Raw genomic sequence first — 23,429 nt, forward strand, 5'->3', positions numbered from 1 at the left:
TCCGACGAAACATTTCGCAGGCGAACACAAGCCCAGGAGAATCATAAAAATCAGGGCTTATACTTGTGGAGGGAGGAATATGGCAGAAGTCATTCTTGAGAAGATCTGCAAAACCTACGGGAACAGTTTTCGCGCAATCGACCAGTTGAACCTGTCGGTCAAGGACGGCGAGTTCTTGATCCTCGTCGGGCCTTCCGGCTGCGGCAAATCCACGGCGTTGCGAATGATCGCGGGGTTGGAAGACATCACCAGCGGCAGCCTTCGGATCGGCGGGGTCGACGTCGTCGACATGCCGCCCAAGGACCGCGACATCGCGATGGTGTTCCAGAGCTACGCGCTCTACCCGCATATGACGGTATCCGAAAACATCGCCTTTTCGATGCGGCTGGCAGGCAAGCCGAAGGCCGAGCGCAAGAAGCGCGTGGACGAGATCGCCAAAACTCTTCAGCTGACGTCTTTGCTGGACAGCAAACCCGCGAACCTGTCAGGCGGGCAGCGTCAACGGGTTGCCATGGGCCGCGCCATGGTGCGCGAGCCGGCCGCCTTTCTCATGGACGAGCCGCTTTCCAATCTGGATGCGAAACTGCGTGTGCAAATGCGCGCCGAAATCACCAGCCTGCAAAAGCAGCTCGGCGTCACGACCATTTACGTGACCCACGATCAGATCGAAGCGATGACGATGGGCGACAGAGTCGCGGTGTTGAAAGGCGGTGTGCTGCAGCAGGTCGACACACCCAAGAGGCTCTATGAATCGCCGGTTAACGCCTTCGTTGCCGGCTTCATCGGCTCTCCTTCGATGAACCTTTTCGAGGCGACCCTGAAGGGCGGCGAGCTCGCTTTTCGCGACTTCGCCGTCCGGCTGCAGGATGCAGCCTTCGTGCGCAGGCCGGCCTTGAGGTCGTATGCGGGGCGCAAGGTCGTGTTCGGGATCAGACCGGAGGATCTTTATGACAGCAGCCTTGAATCCGGTCGCAAGTATCAGACGATACCGGCCAGGGTGACCTCGATCGAGGAACTCGGCTCCGAACAGATCGTCCACATGAACATCGACGCTGTCCGGGTGGACTCCGGCGATCCGGATGCGGTGGACGATTTCGGCCTGGCGTCGAACGCGGTGGCGAGGTTCGAGCCGATCAGCGCCGTCCGCTCCGGCTCGGAAATCCGGTTGGCCGTGGATGATGCCAAGTTCCATTTCTTCGATCCCGAAACGCATCTGGCGATCTGAAGATCTGCGGAAGACCGCGGGCGGGAGCGAGGTGCCTGCGGAAGATACAAGAAGGCTTCTGAATGAACAGACGACCGTCCGCATTGTGCGGCCGATCTTGAAGAAGGAGGAGAAAATGATGTTTCGGATACGACCCGCGATGCTGAAAATAGCCGCGGCCGCATGGTTGCTTGGTGCAACCGGCGCCATGGCGGACACGACGCTGGAATTCACCCAATGGTGGGAGCCCGAATTGCCGGGCGGCTCGCTCAGGGCAATCATGAACGACTTCGAGGCTGCAAACCCCGGCATCAAGGTGACGCTGGTCAGCGGTCCCTATGCGACCACGCGAGACCAGATCTCGGTCGGCGCCGCAACCGGAACGCTCAGCGACGTCGTCGGTCTCGACGGCGCCTGGGTGAACAATCTGAACGCGCAGGGTGCGCTGGCCGACATGAACCCGATGATGGATGCGAGCGGGTTCGACAAGACCCAGGTCGCGGATATCATCAAGGTGGACGGCAAGGCGGTGATGTTTCCCGTGGCTTCGTTCGTCTATCCGGTCTTCGTCAATCTGGACCTCGCCGCCCAGGCAGGCGTGACCAAGCTGCCGTCGACCCGCGCGGAGTTTCTCGAAGCCGCCAAGAAGATGACCCACGCCGACAAGAACCAGTATGGCTGGGTGCTGCCCTTGTCGCTGCAAACGCCGTCCGGTGTCCAGAACGACCTGATGTCGTGGGTCTGGGCCTCGGGCCAATCGATGATGGTTGAAGGCAAGCCGGCTCTCGAGGGCAAGCCGGTGGTCGATATGCTCACCTTCGTCAAATCGCTGAACGACGCCGGCGTCATCTCGCCCGGCATTGCCACCAAGACCGAGCAGGAGAAGGTCGAGGAATTCGTCAACGATCGGGTCGGAATGATGATCGACTCGCTTGCGCATGTGAACCTCATCCGCAAACGCAATCCCAAGCTGAACTTCGACCTGATCCCGGTCCCGGTCGTGGCGGACTACAGCGGCAAGCGCGGCCTTCCCTACGCCTCCTGGGGCATCGGCATCTCCGCCGCCTCGAAACATCAGGATGAAGCCTGGAAGCTCGTCCAATATCTGATGAGCGAGAAGGTGAATGCCAAGCTCGTGTCGCTTGCAAACGCCTTCCCGGGCAACGTCAACGCCAAGCCCGATTTCGTGACCTCGGACAAGGCTTTCGCCAAGGCTTTCGAAATCTTCAAGACCGGCTATCTCGCCAACGAGTTCACGGGGCTGCCGGTGGCCGAAGACCTGATGACCAAGTTCGATGTGGAAGCCCAGAAGATGCTCGCCGGCGAGCAGTCTTCGGAACAAGCCGCAGCCAACGCTCAAAAGGGCTGGGTGGAGAAATTCTGAGCTGCCTGTTCCCGTTTGCTATCTTCCGCCGGGTGGCCCGGCCTCGGCCAGGCCACCCGTCAACAACGGATCGGCAACTTGAGATGGACCTGTTTGCGAAGCGCACCTTCCTCTTGAAGGCATACCCCAGGGGTGGCACATGACTCGGCAGAAGCGCTCCCACCATCGACTGAAACGAGCGGTCGCACCCTATCTCTATCTGTCACCCTCGCTCCTCATAATCGGCCTGCTGATGCTGCTGCCGATGGTGACGGTGATTGGCTATTCGTTCCAGAACAGCGCGGTGCTGCGTCGCGACCCGTCCTTTGCCGGATTGAAACACTACCAGGCGATCTTTGCCGATCCGGTGTTCTGGGCCTCGCTGTGGCACACGCTCTACTTCACCTGCATGAGTGTCGTCTTCCATATGACCATCGGCATGCTCTTCGCACTCATGCTGAACAGCGACCGCATCAATCCTACGCTGCGCAACATTCTGCGCGTGCTCTACATACTGCCCTGGCTGTTCACCGCGGTGATTATCGCGGTGATCTGGCGCCTGCTGCTTGAGCCGAACGGTGTCGTCAACAGCGTTCTCATGCAGATGGGCATCATCGGTTCCAAGGTCGAGTGGTTTTCGTCGCCCGCGACCGCGCTGCACGCCGTCACCTTCGCCAACATCTGGGCGGGCTACCCGCTTTTCATGGTCGGCCTGCTCGCAGGCTTGCAGGGCATTCCCAAGGATTTCTACGAGGCCGCCGATATCGACGGCGCGAAGGCCTACCAGAAGCTGATCTTCATCACCATTCCGCAGCTGATGCCGATCATCATCAGCATCTCGCTGCTCGACTTCATCTGGACCATGCAGGTCTTTCCATTGATCTGGATAACGACGGGTGGCGGTCCGATCTACTCGACCGAGGTCCTCAGCACCTACACGTACAAGCTGGCGTTTTCGAGCTACAACCTGTCGCAGGCCTCGGCGAGCGCCGTGGTCATCCTGCTGATCTCTCTCGGCCTGACGCTGTTCTACATCCGCTATCAAAAGGCTCGGTAGTCACATGAGGAAAAGGCACACGCCGAAAGACAGGCTGATCACCGCCGCGCTCCATGTCGCGCTTGCCGCAGGGCTCTTTTTCGCGGCCTTCCCGATCTACTGGATGCTGAGCAGCTCGTTCAAGTCGAACACCGAAATCTTTGCCCTGCCGCCAACCGTCCTGCCGAAGGCCTTCACGCTGGAAGCGTATGCGGCCATCCTTGGTGATCCGGTAAAGCTGCGCTTCTTCTTCAACAGCTACTTCGTCGCCGGAGCAGTGACCGTGCTGACGGTGCTGATCGCCTTGCTGGCGGCCTATGGGTTCAGCCGTTTCAATTTCCGCGGCAAGGGCAGCCTCAACACGCTCATCATCAGCACGCAGACGATCCCGCCGATCACGCTTTTGATCCCGTTCTTCGGGCTGGTCGTCTCGTATGGCATCTTCGACACCTATGTCGCGCTGATCCTGACTTACCTGGTGTTCACGCTGCCCTATGCGATCCTGCTGATGACGGGATATCTGAACACCTTGCCGCGCGACCTCGATGAAGCGGTGGCTGTCGACGGCGGCACCAGTTGGACCGCACTGTGGCGGGTGATCGTTCCGATTTCACTGCCTGGTATCGTGGCGACGTCGGTCTACACCTTCCTGTTGTGCTGGAACGAATTTCTCTTTGCGCTGACACTGACGAAGTCGACGTCCATGCGCACCGTCCCGATCGGCATCCAGTTGTTGATGGGGCAACACGCCTTCGAATGGAACCAGATGATGGCGATGAGCGTGCTCGGCTCGCTGCCGCTCCTGGTCATCTACCTGGTTGCCCAGAGGTTCTTCCTCGCCGGCATGACCGCAGGCTCAGTCAAGTAGGATGTCCCTCCAACGAGGTGGAATCAAGGAATGAAAGGATGACCGTGAAAGACCTGAAAGTCGGCTGCCAGACCTTTACCTGGGAAATGCTGGGCGACCGCTTCGCCGGCGGCCCGGACGATCTGCTCAAGGCGATCGCCGATGGCGGCTATGCCGGCATCGAGATCACCGACACGATGATCGGCCGCTATGCCGGCAAGCCAACGGAGTTCGGCGCCGCGCTGAAGTCATCCGGGCTGACGCTCGTCTCCTTCGCCTTCGGCTCCAAGAGCGGTTTCACGCTCAGGGATGAGATCGGCGCCGACCTCGAGACCGCCAAACGCTGGATCGACTTCGCCGCCGCCTTTCCCGGCGCGCTGGTGTCGATGGGCTCGGCCACGATCGTTTCCGACGGGCCGCGCGACGACAAGTTTGCCATCGCCGCCGAGGTCTACAACAAAGCCGGCGAGCTCGGGCGCGAGGCCGGCGTCCAGGTCGCGGTGCATCCAAGCTCGCATCACAACACGCTGCTGTTCGACCGCGCCGACTACGACCGCATCTTCGGGCTGCTCGACGCCTCGCTGGTGGGCTGGGTGCCCGACACCGGCCACATCTTGCGCGGTGGCCAGGACATGGCGGATACGCTCACCACTTATCGCGACCGCATCCGCTATGTGCATCTGAAGGATGTCGACGCGAATGGAACCTGGGCGATGCTCGGCAAGGGCGTCTGTGACACGGCCAAAGTGATCGAGATCGCTGGTGCTGCACCCAATTTCAACGGCTGGCTGGTGCTGGAGGAAGAATCCGAAACGGCCGCCGCCGACCCTGCCGGCGCCGTCAAAACCAACCGCCAGACAATGCGCGGCTACGGAGCCTGAGACGATGACGACGAACAAGCCCCTGTCCGGCCCCGCCGCGATCGCTGCCCTGCCGCGCAACCGGCTGATCGGCGAGTTCTCGCTGTGGTCGGCCGACCTCGCCAACATGGAGCGCGATTTGAAGCGCATCGAGACCCATGCCGATGTCCATCATATCGACGTCGCCGACGCCCGCTTCACCCCTGGCTTCCTGTTCTTCCCGGACCTGGTGGCGCGCATCGCCAAGCTCACCGCGAAGCCGATCCATGTCCATTTGATGGTCGAAGCCGAGATCGTCGAAGAACAGACGCGCCAGTTCATCGAGGCCGGCGCCGACCTGATCAGCGTGCACGCCGAAAACGGCGAGACCGGCCTGCGCGCCGTGAAACTGGCGCATGAACTCGGGGCCGAGGCCGGCGTGGTACTGCGGCTGGAAACACCGGTCGCGGCCGTCACGCCCTTCCTGGCGGAAGTGGCGTTCGTGACGCTGCTCGGCACCTCCATCGGCGTCAAGGGCCAGAGCCTGTCGGAGCAGGCGTGTCCGCGCCTGATCGAGGCGCGCGCGCTGATGCGCAAAGCCGGCCGCGAGGCCGACATCGTGCTTGCCGCCGATGGCGGCATCCGCCACGAGACCGTGCCGCTGCTGCGCGCCGCAGGTGCGGAGACCGTGGTGCTGGGCTCGCTGGCCTTCGGCGATCCCGACCTTGCCCGGCGCATGGCCTGGCTGCACGGGCTGGAGGTCGCCGCCTGATGACCAAGCTTGCGCTCGCCTTCGATCTCGGTGGCACGGCGCTGCGCGGTGCGCTGGTCGAGAGCGATGGCCGTATCGTCGCTCATGCTTCGGCGCCGACGCTTGCCGGTGCGGGATCGGAGGCGGTGATCAGCCAGATCGTCGCTCTGGCAGGCACGCTCCTCAGGGAACACCCGCAGGCAAACGTCGCCGGCATCGGCGTCGGTGCGCCGGGGCCACTCGACCCCAAGGCGGGGATCGTCATTGCGCCGCCAACGCTGGCCGGCTGGCATGATGTGCCGCTGATCGACATTCTGGGGCGGCATTTCGGGCTGCCGGTGCGGCTGGAAAACGACGCCAATGCGGCGGCGCTCGGCGAATGGCGTTTTGGCGCCGGACGTGGCAGCGGATCGCTGGTGTTCGTGACTGTGTCCACCGGCATTGGCGGCGGCGTCGTCGCCGATGGCCACATCTATCACGGCAGGCGCGGACTGGCGGCCGAGATCGGCCACATGACCATCACCGGTGAAGGCGACCGCTGCTTTTGCGGCGCCATCGGCTGCTTCGAGGCCGTTGCCTCCGGAACCGCGCTCGGCCGCCGCGCCACGCGACTGACCGCGCCGGGCGACGGCTCGCTCTTACGACGGCTGTCAAATGACGGCGACGTCTCGGCCAGGCATGTCGTAGAGGCTGCCAAGGCCGGCGACGCCAACGCTCTCGAACTGGTCGAGGCGGAAGCACAATGGCTGGGCATCGGCTTCACCAATCTCTTGCATCTCTATTCGCCCGATCTGATTGTCATGGGTGGCGGCCTTTCCAACGGGTTCGACCTTCTGGCACCGTCGATCAGAGCGGTCATCCAGCAGCGGGCGATGCCGGCCTATCGCGACGTGCCGATCGTGCAGGCTGAACTCGGCGACCGCGCCGGGCTGATCGGCGCCGCCAGCCTGATCCTGTGGGAAGGCGAACCGGGTGCGCCGCTGGCGATGGCGCAGGACGACAAGGACAGAGGCGCGACCGCCGATGCCACGGAGGCACGCCATGGCTGAACTCGAGCTGCGCGGCGCGCGCGAAGATGGTGAATGGTCCAGTTTGAATGCAGCGCCAAGGTCCCCGAAGAGGACCCCTACCCTTCGCGATTCCAGCTGGCGTATTTTCGGATCGTTTGCCGCTTGTCTTCCGACAAGCCAACAAGGAGATTCTCCTCGAGATAGCCTTGCCGGATGAGATTGGCGAAGACCTGTATTAGCTGTGAATACCGATAGGCGAACATCTGGTCGATCTTCCGTCGCTGCTGCCGCAGAAAGTCTTCGACATCCCATATTTCGGAAGGCGTTGCCGCAACGTGGGCCCTGCTCTTGAGTTCAGCCAACGTCTTGTCGAGCGTCACCTTCAGCGCTGCGTCATGGGCAGTGCGGGCGACTTTCTTTTCGGACGGAGACCATTTCTCACCAGCGGTCATCGACTGTCTCTATCGTGTTCGCGGCGGCGTCAGCCGGTAAAACCTGCGACGCAGGACAACCCCGCCGTTGGGACCAATCTACTTTCCGCAATGGTGATCGTTGACCTTGTTCAGCGCATTCGCGTCCGGCCCGACCCGGTCGTAAGAGCACGGGCCGGCCGCCGTGGTGATCAGCATTTTGTCATAGTAGCGCGGGCCGCCGAACAGGGCGTAGATGAGGTCGCGATGGGCGGGGACGTAGCGTTCGGGTTCTGGCTGACGATGGCGATGCTTGTCCTTGGCGACAGCCGCTGTGGACAGGCTGCAGCCGACAGCGAGAGCGAGCATGCAGGTCGCAAAGATCTTGGTGGTCATCGGCAGTACCCCTTCTGACGGTTCGGAATCGCAGCATATCCAAAAGCGCCTGCCGAACAAAGGTTCCCTCGCCGGCATTGCCGGCCGGTGCCGAAATCAGCCCGCACTGCGCGCGCGCCGCCGTTCGGCTGCAACCAGGAGGTCGACGAAAGCGCGCACCTTGGCCGGCCTGAAGCGCGCCGGCGGGAAGACGGCATGGATGCCACCGGACGGCAAGGTCCAGTCCGCGAACACCCGCACCAGCCGGCCGCGCGCAATGTCGTCGGCGACACTGTAATCCGGAAAGATGCCGAGGCCGATGCCGGCCAGCACGCAGGACAGCACGCCTGGTGTCTTGTCGCAGCTGACGACGGGGTTGAGTTCGGCCAGCACCGTTTCCGTGCCCCTCGAGAACAGCCATTGGCCGACCCCGCGCAACTGGGCGTTGCCGACCCAGGGCAGCGACTTCGCCTGCCTGGGGCTGGCTTCCCCAGGCAGCCTGGCGGCCAGTTCCGGGCTGGCGACGACGAATTGCTGCAGGCTGCCCAGCCGCCGCGCCAGATTGCTGGAATCGGCAAGCCAGCCGACGCGGATGCCAAGATCGATCTGCTCGTCGACCAGGTTGCTGACCGCATCGTCGAAGATCGTCTCGACCCGCATTTTCGGGTATTTTCTGATGTAGGCGGCGATGGTCGGCGCCACCACCTTCTCGCCATAATCGAGCGGCGCCGTCAGCCGCAGCGTCCCCGTCGGCTGCGCCGCTCGCTGCGAAATGTCGCCATAGGCTGCCTCCGCCTCGCGCAGGATGATCGCGGTCCGGTCATAGAACAGACGACCCTCTTCGGTCGCCGTCACGCGCCGGGTCGTGCGCCGCAACAGCGTAGCGCCAAGCTCTTCTTCGAGCTTGCCGACCTGATGGCTGACCACAGCCTTGGCAACATCGAGACGGTCGGCAGCGGCCGTGAACGAGCCGGTCTCCACCACGGTGGCGAAGTAGACGAGCCGGTTGAGATTGAGGAGTTCGGTCACAGGCCGCTCATTGTCCGATTTTATCAGACAGTTTGTATGATTGATCGCTATTTTTCGCAAGCCGTCCAGCTGTCATCTATCGGGCAACAGAATGAGGCCGCCATGACCAATGTAACCCTAACCTATCTTTTCGACCCGCTCTGCGGTTGGTGCTATGGCGCCACGCCGATGCTGGATCGACTGGCCGCCGGGACCGCGCTCGAACTGCTGCCGGTGGGGCTTTTCTCCGGTGCCGGCGCGCGGCCGCTGGATGCAGGCTTCGCCGCCCATGCCTGGGACAATGACCAGCGCATCGCACGGCTGAGCGGACAGCGCTTCAGCCAGGCCTATCTCGACAATGTGCTCAATGTCAGCGGCACCTTGCTCGATTCTTCCGCTGCCACCATGGGCATCAACGCCGCCGGACTGGACGACTGGCGCCAGCGACTTGCGGCACTGAAGGCGATCCAGCATGCCCGCTATGTCGACGGCCGCGATATTGTGACGGTTGACGGCGTCGCCGCGGTACTGGCCGACGCCGGCATGAGCGACGCGGCAACGCTTTTGAAAGCGCCGACGCAGGCGTTTCTGGCGAAGCATGACGACCTGGTCAGCCGCGGGCGGATGTTGTTCCAACGGCTGCATGCCAATGGCGTTCCCGCGCTGGCGGTGATCGGCCAAACGGCGCCGCGCCTGATCGGCGCCAACGCGCTGTTCGGCAGCTACGACAATCTCGTCGCTCACATCGAGGCGGCGTAGTCCCAGAAATTCTCCCCAGACGAAATTCTCCCCAGACGAAAGGAAAATCCCCATGAAAATCGCACTTATCGGCGCGTCCGGCCAGGTCGGCTCGCGCCTGCTCAAGGAACTCTCCGATCGCGGTCACAGCATCACCGCCATTGCCCGGCATCCAGACAAGATCGCGGCACTTCCGGGCGTGATTGCCAAGAAGGGCGACGTCTTCGACAAGGATGGCCTTGCCGCCCTGATCAAGGGTCATGACGCGGTGATCTCCTCGGTGCATTTCCTCGACAGCGATCCCGATACGCTCATCGCAGCCGTGCGTGCTTCCGGCGTCAAACGCTACCTCGTCGTCGGCGGCGCCGGCAGCCTTGAGGTTGCGCCCGGCAAGCGCCTGGTCGACACGCCGACCTTCCCTGATATCTACAAGGCCGAGGCGCAGAAGGGCGCCGACTTCCTCGACACGCTGCGGACGGTCGACGATCTCGACTGGACCTTGCTGTCGCCTTCGGCGCTGTTCGTCGCCGGCGAGCGCACCGGCAAATACCGCATCGGCAAGGACACGCTGCTGACGTCAGACAAAGGCAGCAGCATTTCCTTCGAGGACTATGCCATCGTCATGGCCGACGAGATCGAAAAGCCGGCGCATATCAAGCAGCGCTTTACCGTCGGCTACTGAGCGCACTTCATTGACAGGCGGGCCACTCGACGGAGTGGCCGGCGCCGGTTCCTATCGACGATAGTGCCATCGGAGCCTCCGATGGCACTATCGCTTTCTTCCGTTTCCACTCCTGCCGCCGGTCTGCGAACTCTCGCCCGGAGCGGTTCAGGACAGGAACGGAAACATGGCAGACATCGCAAAATCGAAAATCATTATCGTTGGCGGCAGCTCCGGAATGGGGCTGGCGTTGGCAAGGCGGTGCCTGGTCTCAGGCGCCGAAGTCATCATCGTCGGCCGCAGTGAAGCCAGGCTCAAGCGTGCCGGCGAGGCGCTGCAGAACCCTTCCGCTTTGAGCGCCGTCGCGGCCGATATCGCCAGGGAGGATCAGGTCGCTGACCTGTTCAAGCGAATTGGCCGGCTCGACCATATCGTCAGCACCGCCGCCGACATCGAAGGCGCCTATGAGCTATTGCCTTCAGTCGACCTGAAGGCGGCGCAGCGGGTCGTCGAAAGCAAATTCTACGGGCCGCTGCTGCTCGCCAAGCATGGCGCGCCGCAGCTTTCGGCCAACGGCTCCATCACCTTCACCTCAGGCATTGCCGCCTACCGGCCGGCGGCGCGCGGCTCGGTCGTTGCCGCCGTCAACGCTGCGCTGGAAGGGTTGGTGCGGGCGCTGGCGGTCGAGCTGGCGCCGGTCCGTGTCAACGCCGTCTCGCCGGGCTGGGTCGACACGCCGATCTGGAGTTTTGTGGCCGGCGACAAGAAGCACGAGACGCTCGATGCAATGGCCAGGCGCCTGCCGGTCGGCCGCGTCGGACAGCCGGACGACATTGCCGATGCCATCGCCTTTCTGATGGGCAACGGTTTTACGACAGGGACGGTTCTGCATGTCGAGGGCGGTCACCGGCTGATCTGAGCGCAGCGAAATTCCTGGCCGCGGCCGCCAGCAGCAGTTTCAGCGCCGGCGGCTGGACGCGCCGGCGGCGCCAGATCATGACCAGCGACGCCGTGCGGGCCGGACCCGGCCATGGCAATTCGACGATCTCGCCGCGATCGAGCGCGTCGGCAACGGCCAGCCGCGGCACCAGGCTCACGCCGACACCAGTCGCCACCAGGCCCCCAATGGCGCCGATGCTGCCGACTTCGGCGGCAAGTTCTGGCGCTGCAATCTCGGCAAAGGCAGTGTCGAACAGATGCCGGTAGACGCATCCGGTTTCCGTCACCACGAAACTCATCGCGGCGAGCGCGGTTAGGTCGTTCTGTCGCGATGCGGCCGCATGCTCAGCTGATGCGACAAGGACCAGCGGCTCGGCCGATATCGTGCGCCGGGCCAGACGTTCGTCCAGACCGCCCTTGTCGAAACAGAAGGCGACGTCGATCTCGCTCTCTTCGAGCTGCCGCAGCAGGGCATCGCTGCCGGCGATTTTCAGCCGCAGACCGATCTCCGGGTGGTCGCCTCGAAAGGCCGCCAGCCATTGCGGAAGTCTGACGGTCGCAATCGTCTCCAGCGCGCCGACCGTAACCGTTCCGGCGGTCATTCCCGTCGTTGACTCGACGGCAATACGCGCCTCCTCCGCCAGTTGCAGAATCTCTTCCGCATAGGGTTTCAGCGCGTCGCCGGCCGTTGTCAGGTCGAGGCCGTGGCGCGAGCGGATGAAGAGGACGACACCAAGTTCGCTTTCCAGCGACTGGATCTGGTCGCTGACGCTCGACTGCGCCAGATGAACCTCCCGCGCTGCGCGGGTGATGTTGCGGTGCCGCGCCACGGCGAGGAAGGTCTTGAGCAATCGTGGGTGCATGCCGTTTCCGGATCTGTCTCTGTTCGACATTTCGGGCTTGGCTGGTCCATTTGCAACCCTGTTCCATTTGCAACCCCGGTCCATTTGCAACCCCGGTCCATTTGCAACCCATTGACGCCGGCGTCATCTGGTTGCGGCAGACCGAAGGGCCAGAATTTCGCGGCAATGACCCGCAAGTTTTCCCACGGCCGGCGCGGTGGCCCAAGAGATCGCCTCTGGCAGATCGCATCGTACGTATGCTCTATGCCAAGCTGATTTCCAGCACCGATGGAAGGACCGACATGCCCCGCCCGCAAGGAACCATCGCCCCGATCCTGACGCCGTTCGAGAACGATGGCCGCATTGCCCGTGACCTTTGGATCTCACACGCCAAATGGGCGCTGGGCCAGGGCGCGCATTTCCTGTCGCCGTTCGGCACCACGGGCGAGGCGCTGTCGCTCTCGCTCGACGAGCGCATGCAGGCGCTGGAATGGCTGGTTGCATCAGGCATTTCGCCGGGGCGCATGATGCCCGGCACCGGCGTCACCGCACTGCCCGAAACCGTCGAACTGTCGAAGCACGCGGTCGGCCTCGGCTGCGCCGCCGTGATGGTGCTGCCATCGTTCTTCTACACGGCCGCCGGGGACGATGGCCAGGCGCGCTACTACAGCGAGCTGATCGAAAGGGTGGCCAACCCGGCGCTGAAGATGATCCTCTACCACATCCCGCAGAACTCCGGCGTGCCGGTAAGCCCTGCCCTGACCGCCCGGTTGAGCGCGGCGTTTCCAGAGACGGTCGTCGCCTACAAGGATAGCGCCGGCGACTGGAACAACACGGCGGCGGTGATTGCCGCCGCACCCGACGTCGCGGTGTTCCCCAGCTCGGAGGCGCAACTGACCAAGGGGCTCGCCAGTGGTGCTGCGGGCTGTATCTCCGCGACCGTCAATCTCAACGCTGCGGCCATCCGCGCCCTCTACGACGCGACGATCGCTGGCCAAGACGTCACGGAAGCGGACGCCGCGATCAGGGCGTTCCGCAAGGTGATCCAGGATGCAGGCCTGATCCCGGCAATGAAGGCCGTGCTGGCGGTGCGCTCCGGCGACAAACGCTGGCTCAACCTGCGCGCGCCGCATGAGAATGCGACGCTGGAAAGCGGCAAGGCGCTGCTCACTGCGCTCGGTCCCGCAGCCGATCACATTGGCCGAGGTCACGCATGATGGCGGTTGGCGCAACCCACATGCTCGCATCTTTTCAATCGGCCTAAAGTGACGAGCCTGCCGCCTCTAACGCCGACACGGGCTTAAGCGGTCGCGGACGATCAGCCCCTTTCAGGCACAGTGCGATACCGCCATTGGCCCTTGAACGGTCAAAATCGAGGCGTACCATCGCGGTATCTGAAACTGAGTCTGTTTTCATTCGTCTGGGCTAATGTCCGGATCGGATTGGGTATTTTCCTTGGCAATGGATGCAACCCGCGGCGCAGCGATGCGCGGCAAATCGTTTGCCCATGTGGCGGAGGCGTCCTGGGGCAAGGGCCTCAGCACGCTGCTGCGCATCGTGCGCATGACGCTGCGCCATCCTTGGCAAGTTGCGATCACCATCGCCTCGACCTTCATTGCCGCGACGCTGCAGCTGTTCATCCCGCGCCTGCTCGGCCACGCCATCGACCAGGCGCAAGGCGTGATGGCTGGAGGCGGCGGCGCGGCGGCTGAGCAGGCGCTGTGGACGACGGCGATCACCTTGCTCGTCGTCAGCATTCTGCGCGGCCTCTTCACCATGGCGCAGAATTATTATGGCGAGGCCGTTGGCCACCGCACCGGCTATGAGCTGCGCCTGGCCTTCTACGAGAAGATCCAGCGGCTGAGCTTCTCCTTCCATGACCGGGTGCATACCGGCGACCTGATTACGCTTGGCCTGCTCGACCTCGACGGCGTGCGCATGTTCTTTTCCACCGGCATATTGCGCGTGGTGCTGCTCGGCGTGCTGATCGGCGTCGGCTCCTATCTCCTGATCAGCACCGATCTCGAGCTCGGGCTGCTCAGTCTGAGTTTCGTGCCGTTCGTCGCCTGGCGCTCCTCGGTCACACAGCTCAGGCTGCGCAGCACCTGGCTGACGCTGCAGGAGCGGCTGTCAGTGCTGAGCCGGGTGATGGACGAGAACCTCGGCGGAATCCGCGTCGTGCGCGCCTTTGCGGCGCAGCGGCATGAGCTGGAAAAATTCGACCGCGCCAAGAAGTCGGCGCTGGAGCTTGCCGACCAGCGCGTCGACATCCGCGTCTCTAACACCAGCGCCATGAATTTTTCCTTCCTGGCGGCCATGGGCCTGGTGCTGTGGTTCGGTGGCCAGAAGGTGATCGCGGGCCAGATCAGCGTAGGCACGCTGGCGCAGTTCCTCACCTTCATGACCATCCTGCAGATGCCGGTGCGCCAGCTCGGGCTGATGGTCAACTCGTTCGCCCGCGCCTCGACCTGCGGCACAAGGCTGTTCGAACTGCTTGACGCCGAACTTGACATCGAGGATGCGCCTGATGCCAAGGATCTCGTGGTCACCGAAGGCTTGCTGCGCTTCGACAATGTCGGCTTCCGCTACGCGGGCGCCGGCGGCCGGCCGGCGCTGTCGGGCATTTCCTTCGAGGCCAGGTCCGGCGAGACCGTCGGCATTGTCGGCCCGCCTGGCAGCGGCAAGTCGACCATCGCGCATCTGATCCCGCGCTTCTACGATGTGACGTCAGGCGCGATCACCATCGACGGGCAGGATATACGCGAGGTCACGCTGCAATCGTTGCGCAAGGCGGTCGGCGTCGTGCAGCAGGACGCCTTCCTGTTCACCACCTCGATCGAAAACAACATCGCCTATGGAAATCCCTGGGCGCGCGAGACCCGCATCGGGCAGGCGGCTGAATACGCCCAGTTGCACAATTACATCATCGGGCTTCCGGCCGGCTACACCACGGTCGTGGGCGAGCGCGGCTCATCGCTTTCCGGCGGCCAGCGGCAGCGCCTGACCATCGCCCGCACCCTGATGCTGCGGCCTTCGGTGCTGGTCTTCGACGATTCCACCGCGGCTGTCGACGCCGGCACCGAGCAGCGAATCCGCACCGCGATGAAGCGCTTCGCCAAGGACCGCGTGACGCTGATCATCTCGCACCGGCTGAGCTCGCTGATGCATGCCGACCAGATCCTGTTCGTCGAGAATGGCCGCATCTCCGAGCGCGGCACGCACCAGGAATTGTTGGCGCTGGGTGGACGCTACCGCGCGCTTTACGACCTGCAGCTGCGGCCGGACGACGATTTGCCGGTGGCGGTGGGAGCCGCATGATGTCGACACAGAACGACGACCAGAAGGAAGACACCAGCCGGCGGCCCACAAGGGCCGTCGTCGGTTCGCACCGCGACGAGGAAGAGGTCTTCGGCAAGGTCTACGATCCGCGCATCGTGCGCCGCATCTGGAGCTTCGTGAGACCGTATCAGGGCCGGATCTTCATCTCGGTCGCCGCCGTTTTGGTGTTCACTCTGACGCAATTGGCGATCCCGCTGGTCATCCGTTACGCCATCGACCACGGCATGGCGGCGGGCAAGGCCGACAGCTCCGTCATGAACTGGGCGATCGGTGCCTTCGCCCTGATCATCCTGATCAACTATGCCGCCAGCTATATCCAGGAAAGCGTCGTCGGCAAGGTGGCCGAGAATGTGCTGTCGGATTTGCGCCGCGCCATGTTCAGCCATCTGCAGCGCGTCTCGCTGAGCTTCATGGACAAGACCGAGGTGGGCCGGCTGATGTCGCGCCTGCAGGGCGACGTCAATTCGATGCAGGAATTCCTCGAGACATCGGTCATGTCGGTGGGCGACATCGTGCTTCTTTTCGGCATTGTCAGCGTGCTTTTGTGGCTCGATTTTCGTCTCGGCCTGTTGACGCTGTCGACCATGCCGGCGCTGTTCATCGTGCGCCTGTTCTGGCTGCCGCGCGCCAAGGTCGCCTTCATGGCCGCGCACGAAACCAATTCGATTGCCAATGGGGCGCTGGCGGAAGGCATCCATGGCGTGCGCACTGTGCAGAGTCTCGAACGCCAGCACGTCAATTTCGACCTCTATGACGAGAAGGTGCTGGCCAATCTCAGGGCTCACCTGACCTCGGCCAAATATGCGCAGGTGATGGTGCCGATCGTCGACACGCTGACCGGCATTGCGATGGCGACGGTCATCGTCGTCGGCGGTTCGATGGTGCTGTCGCACAGCCTCGACATCGGCGTCATGGTGGCGTTCCTGTTCTACATCCAGCGCTTCTTCGACCCGATCCGCTCGCTCACCATGCAGTACAGTGTCATGCAGCGCGCCATGGCGTCGGGCCAACGCATCTCCGAAGTGCTGGACGTGCCGGTCGACGTTAGCGACAAACAAGGCGCGGTGGCGCTGACGCGCGACATGGACGGTTCGGTCGAGTTCAGGAACGTCACCTTCGGCTACCGGCAGAACCAGCCGGTGCTGAAAAACATCTCCTTCCGCGTCAATCCGGGCGAGACGGTTGCGCTTGTCGGCCCGACCGGTTCGGGCAAGTCGAGCTGCATGGCGCTGGTGCACCGCTTCTATGATGTCTGGTCGGGCGAGGTGCGGGTCGGCGGCCACGACGTGCGCGACGTGACGCAGGATTCGCTCGGCGACCAGGTGGCGATGGTGTTGCAGGAGCCATTCCTGTTTTCCGGCACGGTGCTGGAGAACATCCGCTACCACAAGACATCGGCTACCCGCGAGGAGGTGGTGCGCGCGGCGCAGGCCGTCGGCGCGCACGACTTCATCGAGCATCTGCCCGATGGCTACGACACCGAGCTCGAACAGCGCGGCGGCAATCTCTCGCTCGGCCAGCGTCAGCTGATCAGTTTTGCACGCGCACTGGTCGCCGATGCGAAAATCCTGGTGCTCGACGAGGCCACGGCGAGCATCGATTCCTACACCGAGATGCTGATCCAGAAAGCGCTGGTCACGCTGCTGGAAGGCCGCACCGGGCTGGTCATCGCGCACCGGCTGGCGACCATACGCGGCGCCGATCGCATCATCGTTCTACAGAACGGCGAGATCGTCGAAAGCGGCAACCACGAGCAGCTGATGGCGGCCAAGGGCCTCTATGCCAGGCTCTACAACATGAACTACGCATCGTTCGACGATATTGCCGAGGAAGACATAGGCGCGCCGGCCGGCAAGGCGACGTGAGCTGCTGCCGGTTCGGCTCGACTGGAAATGGTGCGGGGCCAAAACTCGTCGTCGACCAATTCGGCTTTCAGATGCCGACACGTTTCATCTCGCCTTCCAGCGTAAGCCCGGCGTCACGCCTGCCGGCGCGTTCGGGTGGACGAGCCGCCGGTCGCCTTGAGGGCGATCCCGCCTAAATTCTGAATTCTACGCGCCGCCCAGCGCGCGCGATGGCACGCGCAGCTTGCGCCTGAACCTCAGCAAACGCCGTCATGATGGCTTTCGTTCCTTAGCCGTCGGATGAAAATCGCCGGGGAACAGGAAGGCTTGCTGGGAGTTTAGTTCTTCGAGCCGCGCCGTGAACGGCGCGGCAGCGAAGGAGACGGCATATGGGCCTGGGTACCATTCTTATTATCATCCTGATCATCGCGTTGCTCGGCGGCTTCAGCGGCCTCGGCGGCGGCCCGTTCTACGGCACTGGTTACTATGGCGGCGGTGGCCTCGGGCTGGTGCTGATCATCGTGATCATTCTGGTTGTTCTCGGGCGAATATAGCGTCGCCATTGGCGGCCGCCGAGTTTCTACGGCGGCCGCGTTTTCGCCTGACATCGAGGTTTGAAGACATGGCAGCTGAAGACATTGCTGGTCCGGACTGGGCCGGCGTCGGCGCGAGCGAGAGCGAACGCGACGAGCTGGGATATCCTAATGGTGGCACTATCCGAAGGCGGCGGGCGTAAGCTGCAGACCCCGACACCCGCCTGGCGGCCGTGGCGTTCATCGAGGCGGATCGGACGCTTCGAGAAACCCAGGACGGCGACGAGGCGGGTCCGGCCTTTCTCGCTATTGTCGACAAGGGCAGCATCGGCCTGAAGGCCGCAATGGCAGGCACGCCTTACGCCTGAACGCGGTCAACCCGCCGTAACTCCGCCAGCAGAAACACCACCAGCACGCAGCACAGCAGGCCAAGCGACAATGGCAGTCCCTGATGTCCGGTCAGTTGCATCGCCAGCCCGGCCACGGGTGAGCCGACGATGCCGCCTACCCCCCATACGAACGCGAAGGCGGCATTGCCGGCGATCAAGGCTTGACCGGTGAAACGCTCGCCGAGCTGGATCAGCGACAGCGTGTAGATCCCGAACGAGACCCCGCCCCAGACGAAGAAGAGCGGCCAGACAAGCCATGTAGCGAAGAGCAACGGCAACAGCAAACAACCGGCCAGGCAAGCCAGGACACAGAACAGCATCATCGGCTTCGAGCCAAACCGTTCGGCGGCGCGCCCAAGCACGACCTGCAGCACGGCATTGCCGGCGATGAAACAGGTGATGAGCGAAGCGATGCGCTGCTCAGTGCTGCCGAGCGCGGCACCATAGACCGCGAACAGCGAAAGCAGGACTTGCTCGAAGGCGGCAGCCGTGAAGACTGCGAACAAGAGCAGCGGCGCCAGCGCGAAGAAGCCGCCGACCGACACCGCTTCGCCCTCACGCGGCATGTCGGGCAGGCGTGGCGCGACGGCAAGCACGATCAGGCCGCAGACAAGGAAGGCCGCGCTGCCGATGATGAAGGGTGGCCATCCTTGCGTGCCGACCAAGCCTAGCGACAGCGGGCCGAGGCCAAAGCCGGCGGAAACGATGGAGGAGTATAGGCCCATGATGCGGCCTCGGCGTGCGGCGGGTGTGATCGAGACCAGCCAGGTTTCACTGATCACGTAAAGCGGATTGGCAAAGAAGCCGAGCAGGAAGCGCAACGGCATCCAGGCCCATACATCCTGCGTCCAGGCAATCGCGATCAGGACGGTTGCTGCCAGGATCGAACACACAACCGCAAAGCGCGCCGCGCCCACCCGCCGGACCAGCGCCGGCGTGAAGAGCGACGATATAATGAAACCCAGAGGCGTCATCGCGGCCGAGAGGCCGATGAGGCCCGGTGTCGTCCCTTGCCGTTCCAGGATGAAGCTGAGCAGCGGATACGTCAGCCCCTGTGCTATGGCGAACACCGTAACTGTCGCGATGATGCCGGCCATCGCGGCCCATGCGATGTGGTTCTCCGGCGGTGACGTCGCGTCTTCGGCGCTCATGCCGACTTCGAAGCAGGATCGGCACGTTCCGGCAAGTGCAAATGCCGGCAAAACGCCGCGGTACGCCCAAACAGGCGGGCGGGTCTTATCCGCGACATCAGCTCACACTTGCCAGAAGCGTTTGACGATTTCGGCCTCGAGCTGGCGTCTGGTCAGACCGATATCGTCGATCAGGTGCGGATTGGCCTCCGCCATCTGCTTGAGGTCCCAGCGAAAGCGTATCCGCTCGCGCCAGGCCGCGATCATGCCCCGCGGGCCCGTCGGACGCCGGCCCGATGACACCGCCTTTTCCGGCAAGGCTGCACGAGCAGAAGCAAGGGTATCGTTCATGGCAACCTCCATTCGGTTTGAGGAGCGACAGCCCTCGGCTTGCAAGAGGTTGAACTCTGCCGCATGCGGACGGCGCCGTAATTAAGCCCGGCCAAATAGTTCTCAAAAGTTCCAAACCGGCTAGAGCACCTCGCCGTTTCATGGAAACGGCGAGGTGCTCAACTCTTTGTTTTGACGCCATACGTCCGTGAAGCGCTCCGCCGCGCTTTCCCGTGGGAAAACCGCCTTCACACCTTTCCTGGAATTGCTCTATAGATGCGCGTTATGCAGGGATCGCGCTTTGCCTTTGGTCCGTTCGTGCTTGATCCGGGTGCGGGAACGCTCCTTCGGGACCAAGTTCCCGTAGCCGCCGGCCACCGCGGACTGCAGCTGCTGGCGGCGCTCGTCGCCCGGCCCGGCGAGATCGTGGCCAAGGCCGAGTTGATGGATGCGGCATGGCCAGGCACCGCCGTTGAGGAAGGCAACCTCACCGTCCAGATTGCGCAATTGCGCAAGCTGCTGGGTCCGGCCACGAACGGCGGAGAATGGATATCGACCGTTCCGCGCGTCGGCTATCGCTTCACCGGCGCCATCGAACAGCTCGGCGACGAGAAGCGACAGGCTTTGCCGCTGCCTGCCAAACCGTCGATAGCCGTGCTGCCCTTTGCCAATTTCAGCAACGACCCCGAGCAGGAAGCCTTCGCCGACGGGTTGACCGAAGACCTGATCACCGACCTGTCGAGGATCGGCGGCCTGTTCGTCATCGCGCGCAACTCGACCTTTGCCTACAAGGGCAAGGCGGTGGATGTGCGCGAGGTCGCCAGGGAACTTGGCGTGCGCTATCTCTTGGAGGGCAGCGCCAGACGCGCCGCCGGGCGCGTGCGCATCAACGCCCAGCTGGTCGACGCGCTGAGCGGCGAGCATTTATGGGCAGACCGCTTCGATCGCGGCCTGGAAGATATCTTTGCCGTTCAGGACGAGGTGACGGCCAAGATCGTCGAGGCGCTGCTTGGCCGGCTGCGCGCGCCGCTGCCGCGCAATCGGCCCCGAAATCTCGAGGCCTACGATCTGTGCGTGCGGGCCCGCAACCTGATCGACGTCTCGCCGGAGACGGCGCGCGAAGCGCATCTGTTGCTGACGCGCGCGCTTGCGCTCGATCCGGACTATGCCGAAGCCTATCGCTGGCTTGCCATGAACCACTGGATGGGATGGGTGCATTGGGGAGAGCCCATTGAGCCTGCCCGCGGCCTTGCCCTGGAACTGGCGCGCAAGGCTGTGGCGATCGATCCCAACGATGCCGGCTGCCACTGGGTGCTTGCCAACCTGCTTGCCTATGAGCGCAGATTCGACGAAGCGGATGTGGGATTTGCCAAGGCGTTCGAGCTCGACCCGAACGAGGCCGATGCCTGGGCGACATTGTCCGACATCGCGGTCCTGGCCGGGCGCGTCGAGGAGGGCCTCGACTATATCAGCAAGGCATTCCGGCTGAACCCGTTTCCGGCAAGCTGGTACTACCTGACGCTCGGCCAGGCGCAATATGCGGCGCGCGACTATGAAGCCGCGGTCGAGACGACGCGCCGGGACGAGACGTATCGGACAAGCTCGCGCCGTTTCCTTGCGGCAAGCCTTGCGCAACTCGGCCGGATCGATGAGGCGCGCGCCGAGGTCGACCTTTTCCTTGTCGCGAACCCACATTTCACCACCCGCCACTGGGTCGAGACGGAGCCGTTCCGCGACACGGCCACGCTCGACCATTTCGTCGATGGCTTCCGAAAGGCCGGCCTTCCGGAGTGACGGACCGGCGTGCTCGATCGATGCCAGGCACCGTCGGTTGCGGCTCAATCTGTCAATGTTTGCAAGTCGCGAGGCCGCTCGACCGATCTTGCTTCCGCGTGCAGTCATCCAACAGCGATTGCAGCGAAGCGGCGCGCGAAACCTCTGTCACGGTGAAGCCGGCTGGAACGGCCACGATCGATCCGGCCACGGGTGAGCGCTGGGTGGCGGCTGGCGACTGCCTGATTGCGCTCTCGTCTGCAATGCCGGCATCGCGGTCGCCGTGGGCAATGATCGGCTTGCCTCGTTGAGCTTTCAGCGACGCGCTCCGACAACTCGCGATTTTTCTAGATGCCGGATGATTTTCTAGATGCCGTTTGTCGAAGCATGATCTTTTCCGAAAACCGTTTCCCACTTTTCTGGATCACGCTCTAGCGGCTGGCGTGATCGGGAAGTCCGCACAACCTGATTATCTGAGCGCCCTTTAGCTTTCCTTGTTTGAGGCCGGCGGCGGGAGTAATAGTCGCCACGGAATTGCGAGGAGGAAAAGATGACGCTGAACTTCGACCCGAAGGCGAAGGCCACGGCGTTGTACCATGGCGAATTCCGACCGATGTTCATTGGCGGCAAGTGGGTCGCGGCGCAGTCCGGCCAGGGCATGCAGGCACTCAATCCGGCAACAGGCGAGGTGCTGGCGACAGTGCCGCGGGGCGGGGCTGCCGATATCGACGTGGCGGTGGCCGCCGCGCGCGCGGCCTTCGAAGGCCCATGGTCCAAATTCTCACCCTACGAGCGGCAGTGCGTGCTGCTCAGGATCGCCGATCTGTTCGAGACGCATTGGGAAGAGCTCAGCGTTTCCGACACGCTGGACATGGGGCTGCCGGTCACGCGCACGCTCGCCAACCGGCGCCGCGTCATCGGCATGCTGCGCTTCTATGCCGGCATGGCGACGGCGCTGCATGGCGAGGCTATCGACAATTCGATTCCCGGCGAGATCGTCACCTTCACCCGGCGCGAGCCGGTGGGCGTCGTTGGTGCGATCATTCCCTGGAACGCGCCGACCGCCGCCTCGATCTGGAAGATCGCGCCGGCGCTGGCGACAGGCTGCACCATCGTGCTGAAACCGTCCGAGGATGCGTCGCTGACGCCGCTGCTGATCGCGCAACTGATGCAGGAAGCCGGCGTGCCCGACGGCGTCGTCAACGTCGTCACCGGCACCGGGGCCGAAGCCGGTGCGCGGCTCGCCGAACATCCAGACGTCAACAAGATCGTTTTCACCGGATCGACGCTGACCGGCCAGGCCATCGCGCGGGCAGCCGTGGCTAACCTCAAGCGCGTTTCGCTGGAGCTCGGCGGCAAGTCGCCGATCATCGTCTGCCGCGACGCCGACATCGACAAGGCTGTTCCGATCGCGGCGATGGCGGTGTTCGTGCATTCGGGCCAGATCTGCATTGCCGGCTCGCGGCTGTTCGTGGCGCGCGAAATCCATGACGAGTTCGTCCGCCGGCTCGCCGATTTCGCCGGCAGACTGCGGATCGGCCATGGCATCGAGGCAGAGACGGAAATCGGACCGCTCATCAATGCCAGGCAGGCAGGCAAGGTGGAGGGCTATATCAGGGCCGGCAGCGACGAAGGCGCCGAACTGGTCGCCGGTGGCTCGCGGCTGACCGGCGAGCTCTACGATGGCGGCAACTTCATTGCGCCGACGGTCTTCGGCGCCGTGTCGGACCAGATGACCATCGCGCGCGAGGAGATTTTCGGCCCGGTGATTTCGGCGATGCCCTTCGACACGCTCGACGAAGCGGTGGCGCGCGCCAATGCGACGCCCTATGGCCTGGCCGCCGGCATCTTCACCACGCATCTGGGCACCGCCCACAAGCTTGCGCGCCGGGTCAAGGCCGGCTCGGTCTGGGTCAACATGTACCATGCCATCGACCCGGCGGTGCCGTTCGGCGGCATGAAGATGTCGGGTTATGGCCGCGAGGGCGGCATCGAGCATCTGCACGAGTATCTGGAGACCAAGTCGGTCTGGATCCAGACCGACTGATATTCGCGCGGCGTTCTATGC

23 protein-coding genes are annotated in these 23,429 nt (G+C 63.5%); 17 read left to right on the forward strand and 6 right to left on the reverse strand.

Features of this window, described 5'->3' with window-relative positions:
* Positions 1-79: 79 nt before the first annotated feature.
* From ACYG9Y_RS19535 to ACYG9Y_RS19565, 7 genes are all read left to right on the forward strand, one after another.
* A complete protein-coding gene (locus tag ACYG9Y_RS19535) occupies positions 80-1,225 on the forward strand; it encodes an ABC transporter ATP-binding protein (RefSeq protein WP_023686996.1) in 1,146 nt (381 codons plus the stop codon).
* 115 nt (positions 1,226-1,340) lie between these two features.
* Positions 1,341-2,588 carry an ABC transporter substrate-binding protein gene (locus ACYG9Y_RS19540; protein WP_023738392.1) on the forward strand — a complete coding sequence of 416 codons (1,248 nt, stop codon included), beginning with the start codon at positions 1,341-1,343 and terminating at the stop codon, positions 2,586-2,588.
* Between the two features lie 139 nt (positions 2,589-2,727).
* On the forward strand, positions 2,728-3,624 hold the full coding sequence (locus ACYG9Y_RS19545) for a carbohydrate ABC transporter permease (protein ID WP_023738391.1): 897 nt from the start codon (positions 2,728-2,730) through the stop codon (positions 3,622-3,624).
* 4 nt (positions 3,625-3,628) lie between these two features.
* Positions 3,629-4,471, forward strand: coding sequence for a carbohydrate ABC transporter permease (locus tag ACYG9Y_RS19550; protein ID WP_023726308.1), 843 nt, complete (start codon positions 3,629-3,631; stop codon positions 4,469-4,471).
* A 38-nt stretch (positions 4,472-4,509) separates the two neighbouring features.
* Positions 4,510-5,331, forward strand: a complete 822-nt coding sequence (locus tag ACYG9Y_RS19555; protein ID WP_023738390.1) for a sugar phosphate isomerase/epimerase family protein — start codon at positions 4,510-4,512, stop codon at positions 5,329-5,331.
* A gap of 4 nt (positions 5,332-5,335) precedes the next feature.
* Entirely contained in the window at positions 5,336-6,061 is a 726-nt protein-coding gene (locus ACYG9Y_RS19560) for a ribulose-phosphate 3-epimerase (protein WP_023714874.1), read from the forward strand.
* A complete protein-coding gene (locus ACYG9Y_RS19565; protein ID WP_023738389.1) occupies positions 6,061-7,089 on the forward strand; it encodes an ROK family protein in 1,029 nt (342 codons plus the stop codon). Before ACYG9Y_RS19560 ends, ACYG9Y_RS19565 begins: the two co-directional genes overlap by 1 nt.
* Before the next feature lie 77 nt (positions 7,090-7,166).
* On the opposite strand, the gene ACYG9Y_RS19570 is transcribed toward ACYG9Y_RS19565, so the two are convergent.
* The 3 genes from ACYG9Y_RS19570 to ACYG9Y_RS19580 all read right to left on the reverse strand — a co-directional run bounded on the left by ACYG9Y_RS19570 (position 7,167) and on the right by ACYG9Y_RS19580 (position 8,864).
* Positions 7,167-7,502 (reverse strand): hypothetical protein, encoded by a 336-nt coding sequence (locus ACYG9Y_RS19570; protein ID WP_023738388.1) that lies wholly within the window; start codon positions 7,500-7,502, stop codon positions 7,167-7,169.
* Positions 7,503-7,580: 78 nt separating this feature from the next.
* Positions 7,581-7,856 (reverse strand): hypothetical protein, encoded by a 276-nt coding sequence (locus ACYG9Y_RS19575; RefSeq protein ID WP_023729215.1) that lies wholly within the window; start codon positions 7,854-7,856, stop codon positions 7,581-7,583.
* Positions 7,857-7,952: 96 nt separating this feature from the next.
* Positions 7,953-8,864 (reverse strand): LysR substrate-binding domain-containing protein, encoded by a 912-nt coding sequence (locus ACYG9Y_RS19580; protein WP_023699792.1) that lies wholly within the window; start codon positions 8,862-8,864, stop codon positions 7,953-7,955.
* Between the two features lie 102 nt (positions 8,865-8,966).
* On the opposite strand from ACYG9Y_RS19580, the gene ACYG9Y_RS19585 reads away from it, so the two are divergent.
* From ACYG9Y_RS19585 to ACYG9Y_RS19595, 3 genes are all read left to right on the forward strand, one after another.
* Complete coding sequence (locus ACYG9Y_RS19585; protein ID WP_023738387.1) at positions 8,967-9,602, forward strand: DsbA family protein; 636 nt, start codon at positions 8,967-8,969, stop codon at positions 9,600-9,602.
* A gap of 52 nt (positions 9,603-9,654) precedes the next feature.
* Positions 9,655-10,263: an NAD(P)-dependent oxidoreductase gene (locus ACYG9Y_RS19590; protein ID WP_023738386.1), complete on the forward strand. Its 609-nt coding sequence runs from the start codon at positions 9,655-9,657 to the stop codon at positions 10,261-10,263.
* A gap of 166 nt (positions 10,264-10,429) precedes the next feature.
* Complete coding sequence (locus tag ACYG9Y_RS19595; protein ID WP_023709993.1) at positions 10,430-11,161, forward strand: SDR family oxidoreductase; 732 nt, start codon at positions 10,430-10,432, stop codon at positions 11,159-11,161.
* Here the strand turns inward: ACYG9Y_RS19595 and ACYG9Y_RS19600 are convergent.
* Positions 11,112-12,044, reverse strand: a complete 933-nt coding sequence (locus tag ACYG9Y_RS19600; protein WP_023738385.1) for a LysR family transcriptional regulator — start codon at positions 12,042-12,044, stop codon at positions 11,112-11,114. The two genes, ACYG9Y_RS19595 and ACYG9Y_RS19600, sit on opposite strands and share 50 nt — an antisense overlap.
* A 281-nt stretch (positions 12,045-12,325) precedes the next feature.
* Between ACYG9Y_RS19600 and ACYG9Y_RS19605 the strand changes: the two genes are divergently transcribed.
* From ACYG9Y_RS19605 to ACYG9Y_RS19625, 5 genes are all read left to right on the forward strand, one after another.
* Positions 12,326-13,240 carry a dihydrodipicolinate synthase family protein gene (locus ACYG9Y_RS19605; protein WP_023738384.1) on the forward strand — a complete coding sequence of 305 codons (915 nt, stop codon included), beginning with the start codon at positions 12,326-12,328 and terminating at the stop codon, positions 13,238-13,240.
* A gap of 268 nt (positions 13,241-13,508) precedes the next feature.
* Positions 13,509-15,341 (forward strand): ABC transporter ATP-binding protein, encoded by a 1,833-nt coding sequence (locus ACYG9Y_RS19610; protein WP_245260393.1) that lies wholly within the window; start codon positions 13,509-13,511, stop codon positions 15,339-15,341.
* Positions 15,341-17,227, forward strand: coding sequence for an ABC transporter ATP-binding protein (locus ACYG9Y_RS19615; RefSeq protein WP_023726296.1), 1,887 nt, complete (start codon positions 15,341-15,343; stop codon positions 17,225-17,227). The genes ACYG9Y_RS19610 and ACYG9Y_RS19615 overlap by 1 nt, the downstream gene beginning before the upstream one ends.
* A gap of 368 nt (positions 17,228-17,595) precedes the next feature.
* A complete protein-coding gene (locus ACYG9Y_RS19620) occupies positions 17,596-17,760 on the forward strand; it encodes a DUF3309 family protein (RefSeq protein ID WP_023667887.1) in 165 nt (54 codons plus the stop codon).
* A gap of 212 nt (positions 17,761-17,972) precedes the next feature.
* Positions 17,973-18,107, forward strand: a complete 135-nt coding sequence (locus ACYG9Y_RS19625) for a hypothetical protein (RefSeq protein WP_023682661.1) — start codon at positions 17,973-17,975, stop codon at positions 18,105-18,107.
* On the opposite strand, the gene ACYG9Y_RS19630 is transcribed toward ACYG9Y_RS19625, so the two are convergent.
* Both ACYG9Y_RS19630 and ACYG9Y_RS19635 read right to left on the reverse strand, forming a co-directional pair.
* Positions 18,098-19,279, reverse strand: coding sequence for an MFS transporter (locus ACYG9Y_RS19630; RefSeq protein ID WP_023704772.1), 1,182 nt, complete (start codon positions 19,277-19,279; stop codon positions 18,098-18,100). The two genes, ACYG9Y_RS19625 and ACYG9Y_RS19630, sit on opposite strands and share 10 nt — an antisense overlap.
* A gap of 102 nt (positions 19,280-19,381) precedes the next feature.
* Positions 19,382-19,609 (reverse strand): DUF1127 domain-containing protein, encoded by a 228-nt coding sequence (locus ACYG9Y_RS19635; protein WP_023735668.1) that lies wholly within the window; start codon positions 19,607-19,609, stop codon positions 19,382-19,384.
* 255 nt (positions 19,610-19,864) lie between these two features.
* Between ACYG9Y_RS19635 and ACYG9Y_RS19640 the strand changes: the two genes are divergently transcribed.
* The gene (locus tag ACYG9Y_RS19640; protein ID WP_023704770.1) at positions 19,865-21,382 is read left to right on the forward strand and encodes a winged helix-turn-helix domain-containing tetratricopeptide repeat protein; all 1,518 of its coding nucleotides are present in this window, start codon (positions 19,865-19,867) and stop codon (positions 21,380-21,382) included.
* A 529-nt stretch (positions 21,383-21,911) separates the two neighbouring features.
* Positions 21,912-23,408 carry an aldehyde dehydrogenase family protein gene (locus ACYG9Y_RS19645; protein WP_023738382.1) on the forward strand — a complete coding sequence of 499 codons (1,497 nt, stop codon included), beginning with the start codon at positions 21,912-21,914 and terminating at the stop codon, positions 23,406-23,408.
* Positions 23,409-23,429: the final 21 nt, after the last annotated feature.

The sequence above is a fragment of the Mesorhizobium sp. W050 genome (assembly GCF_054719535.1).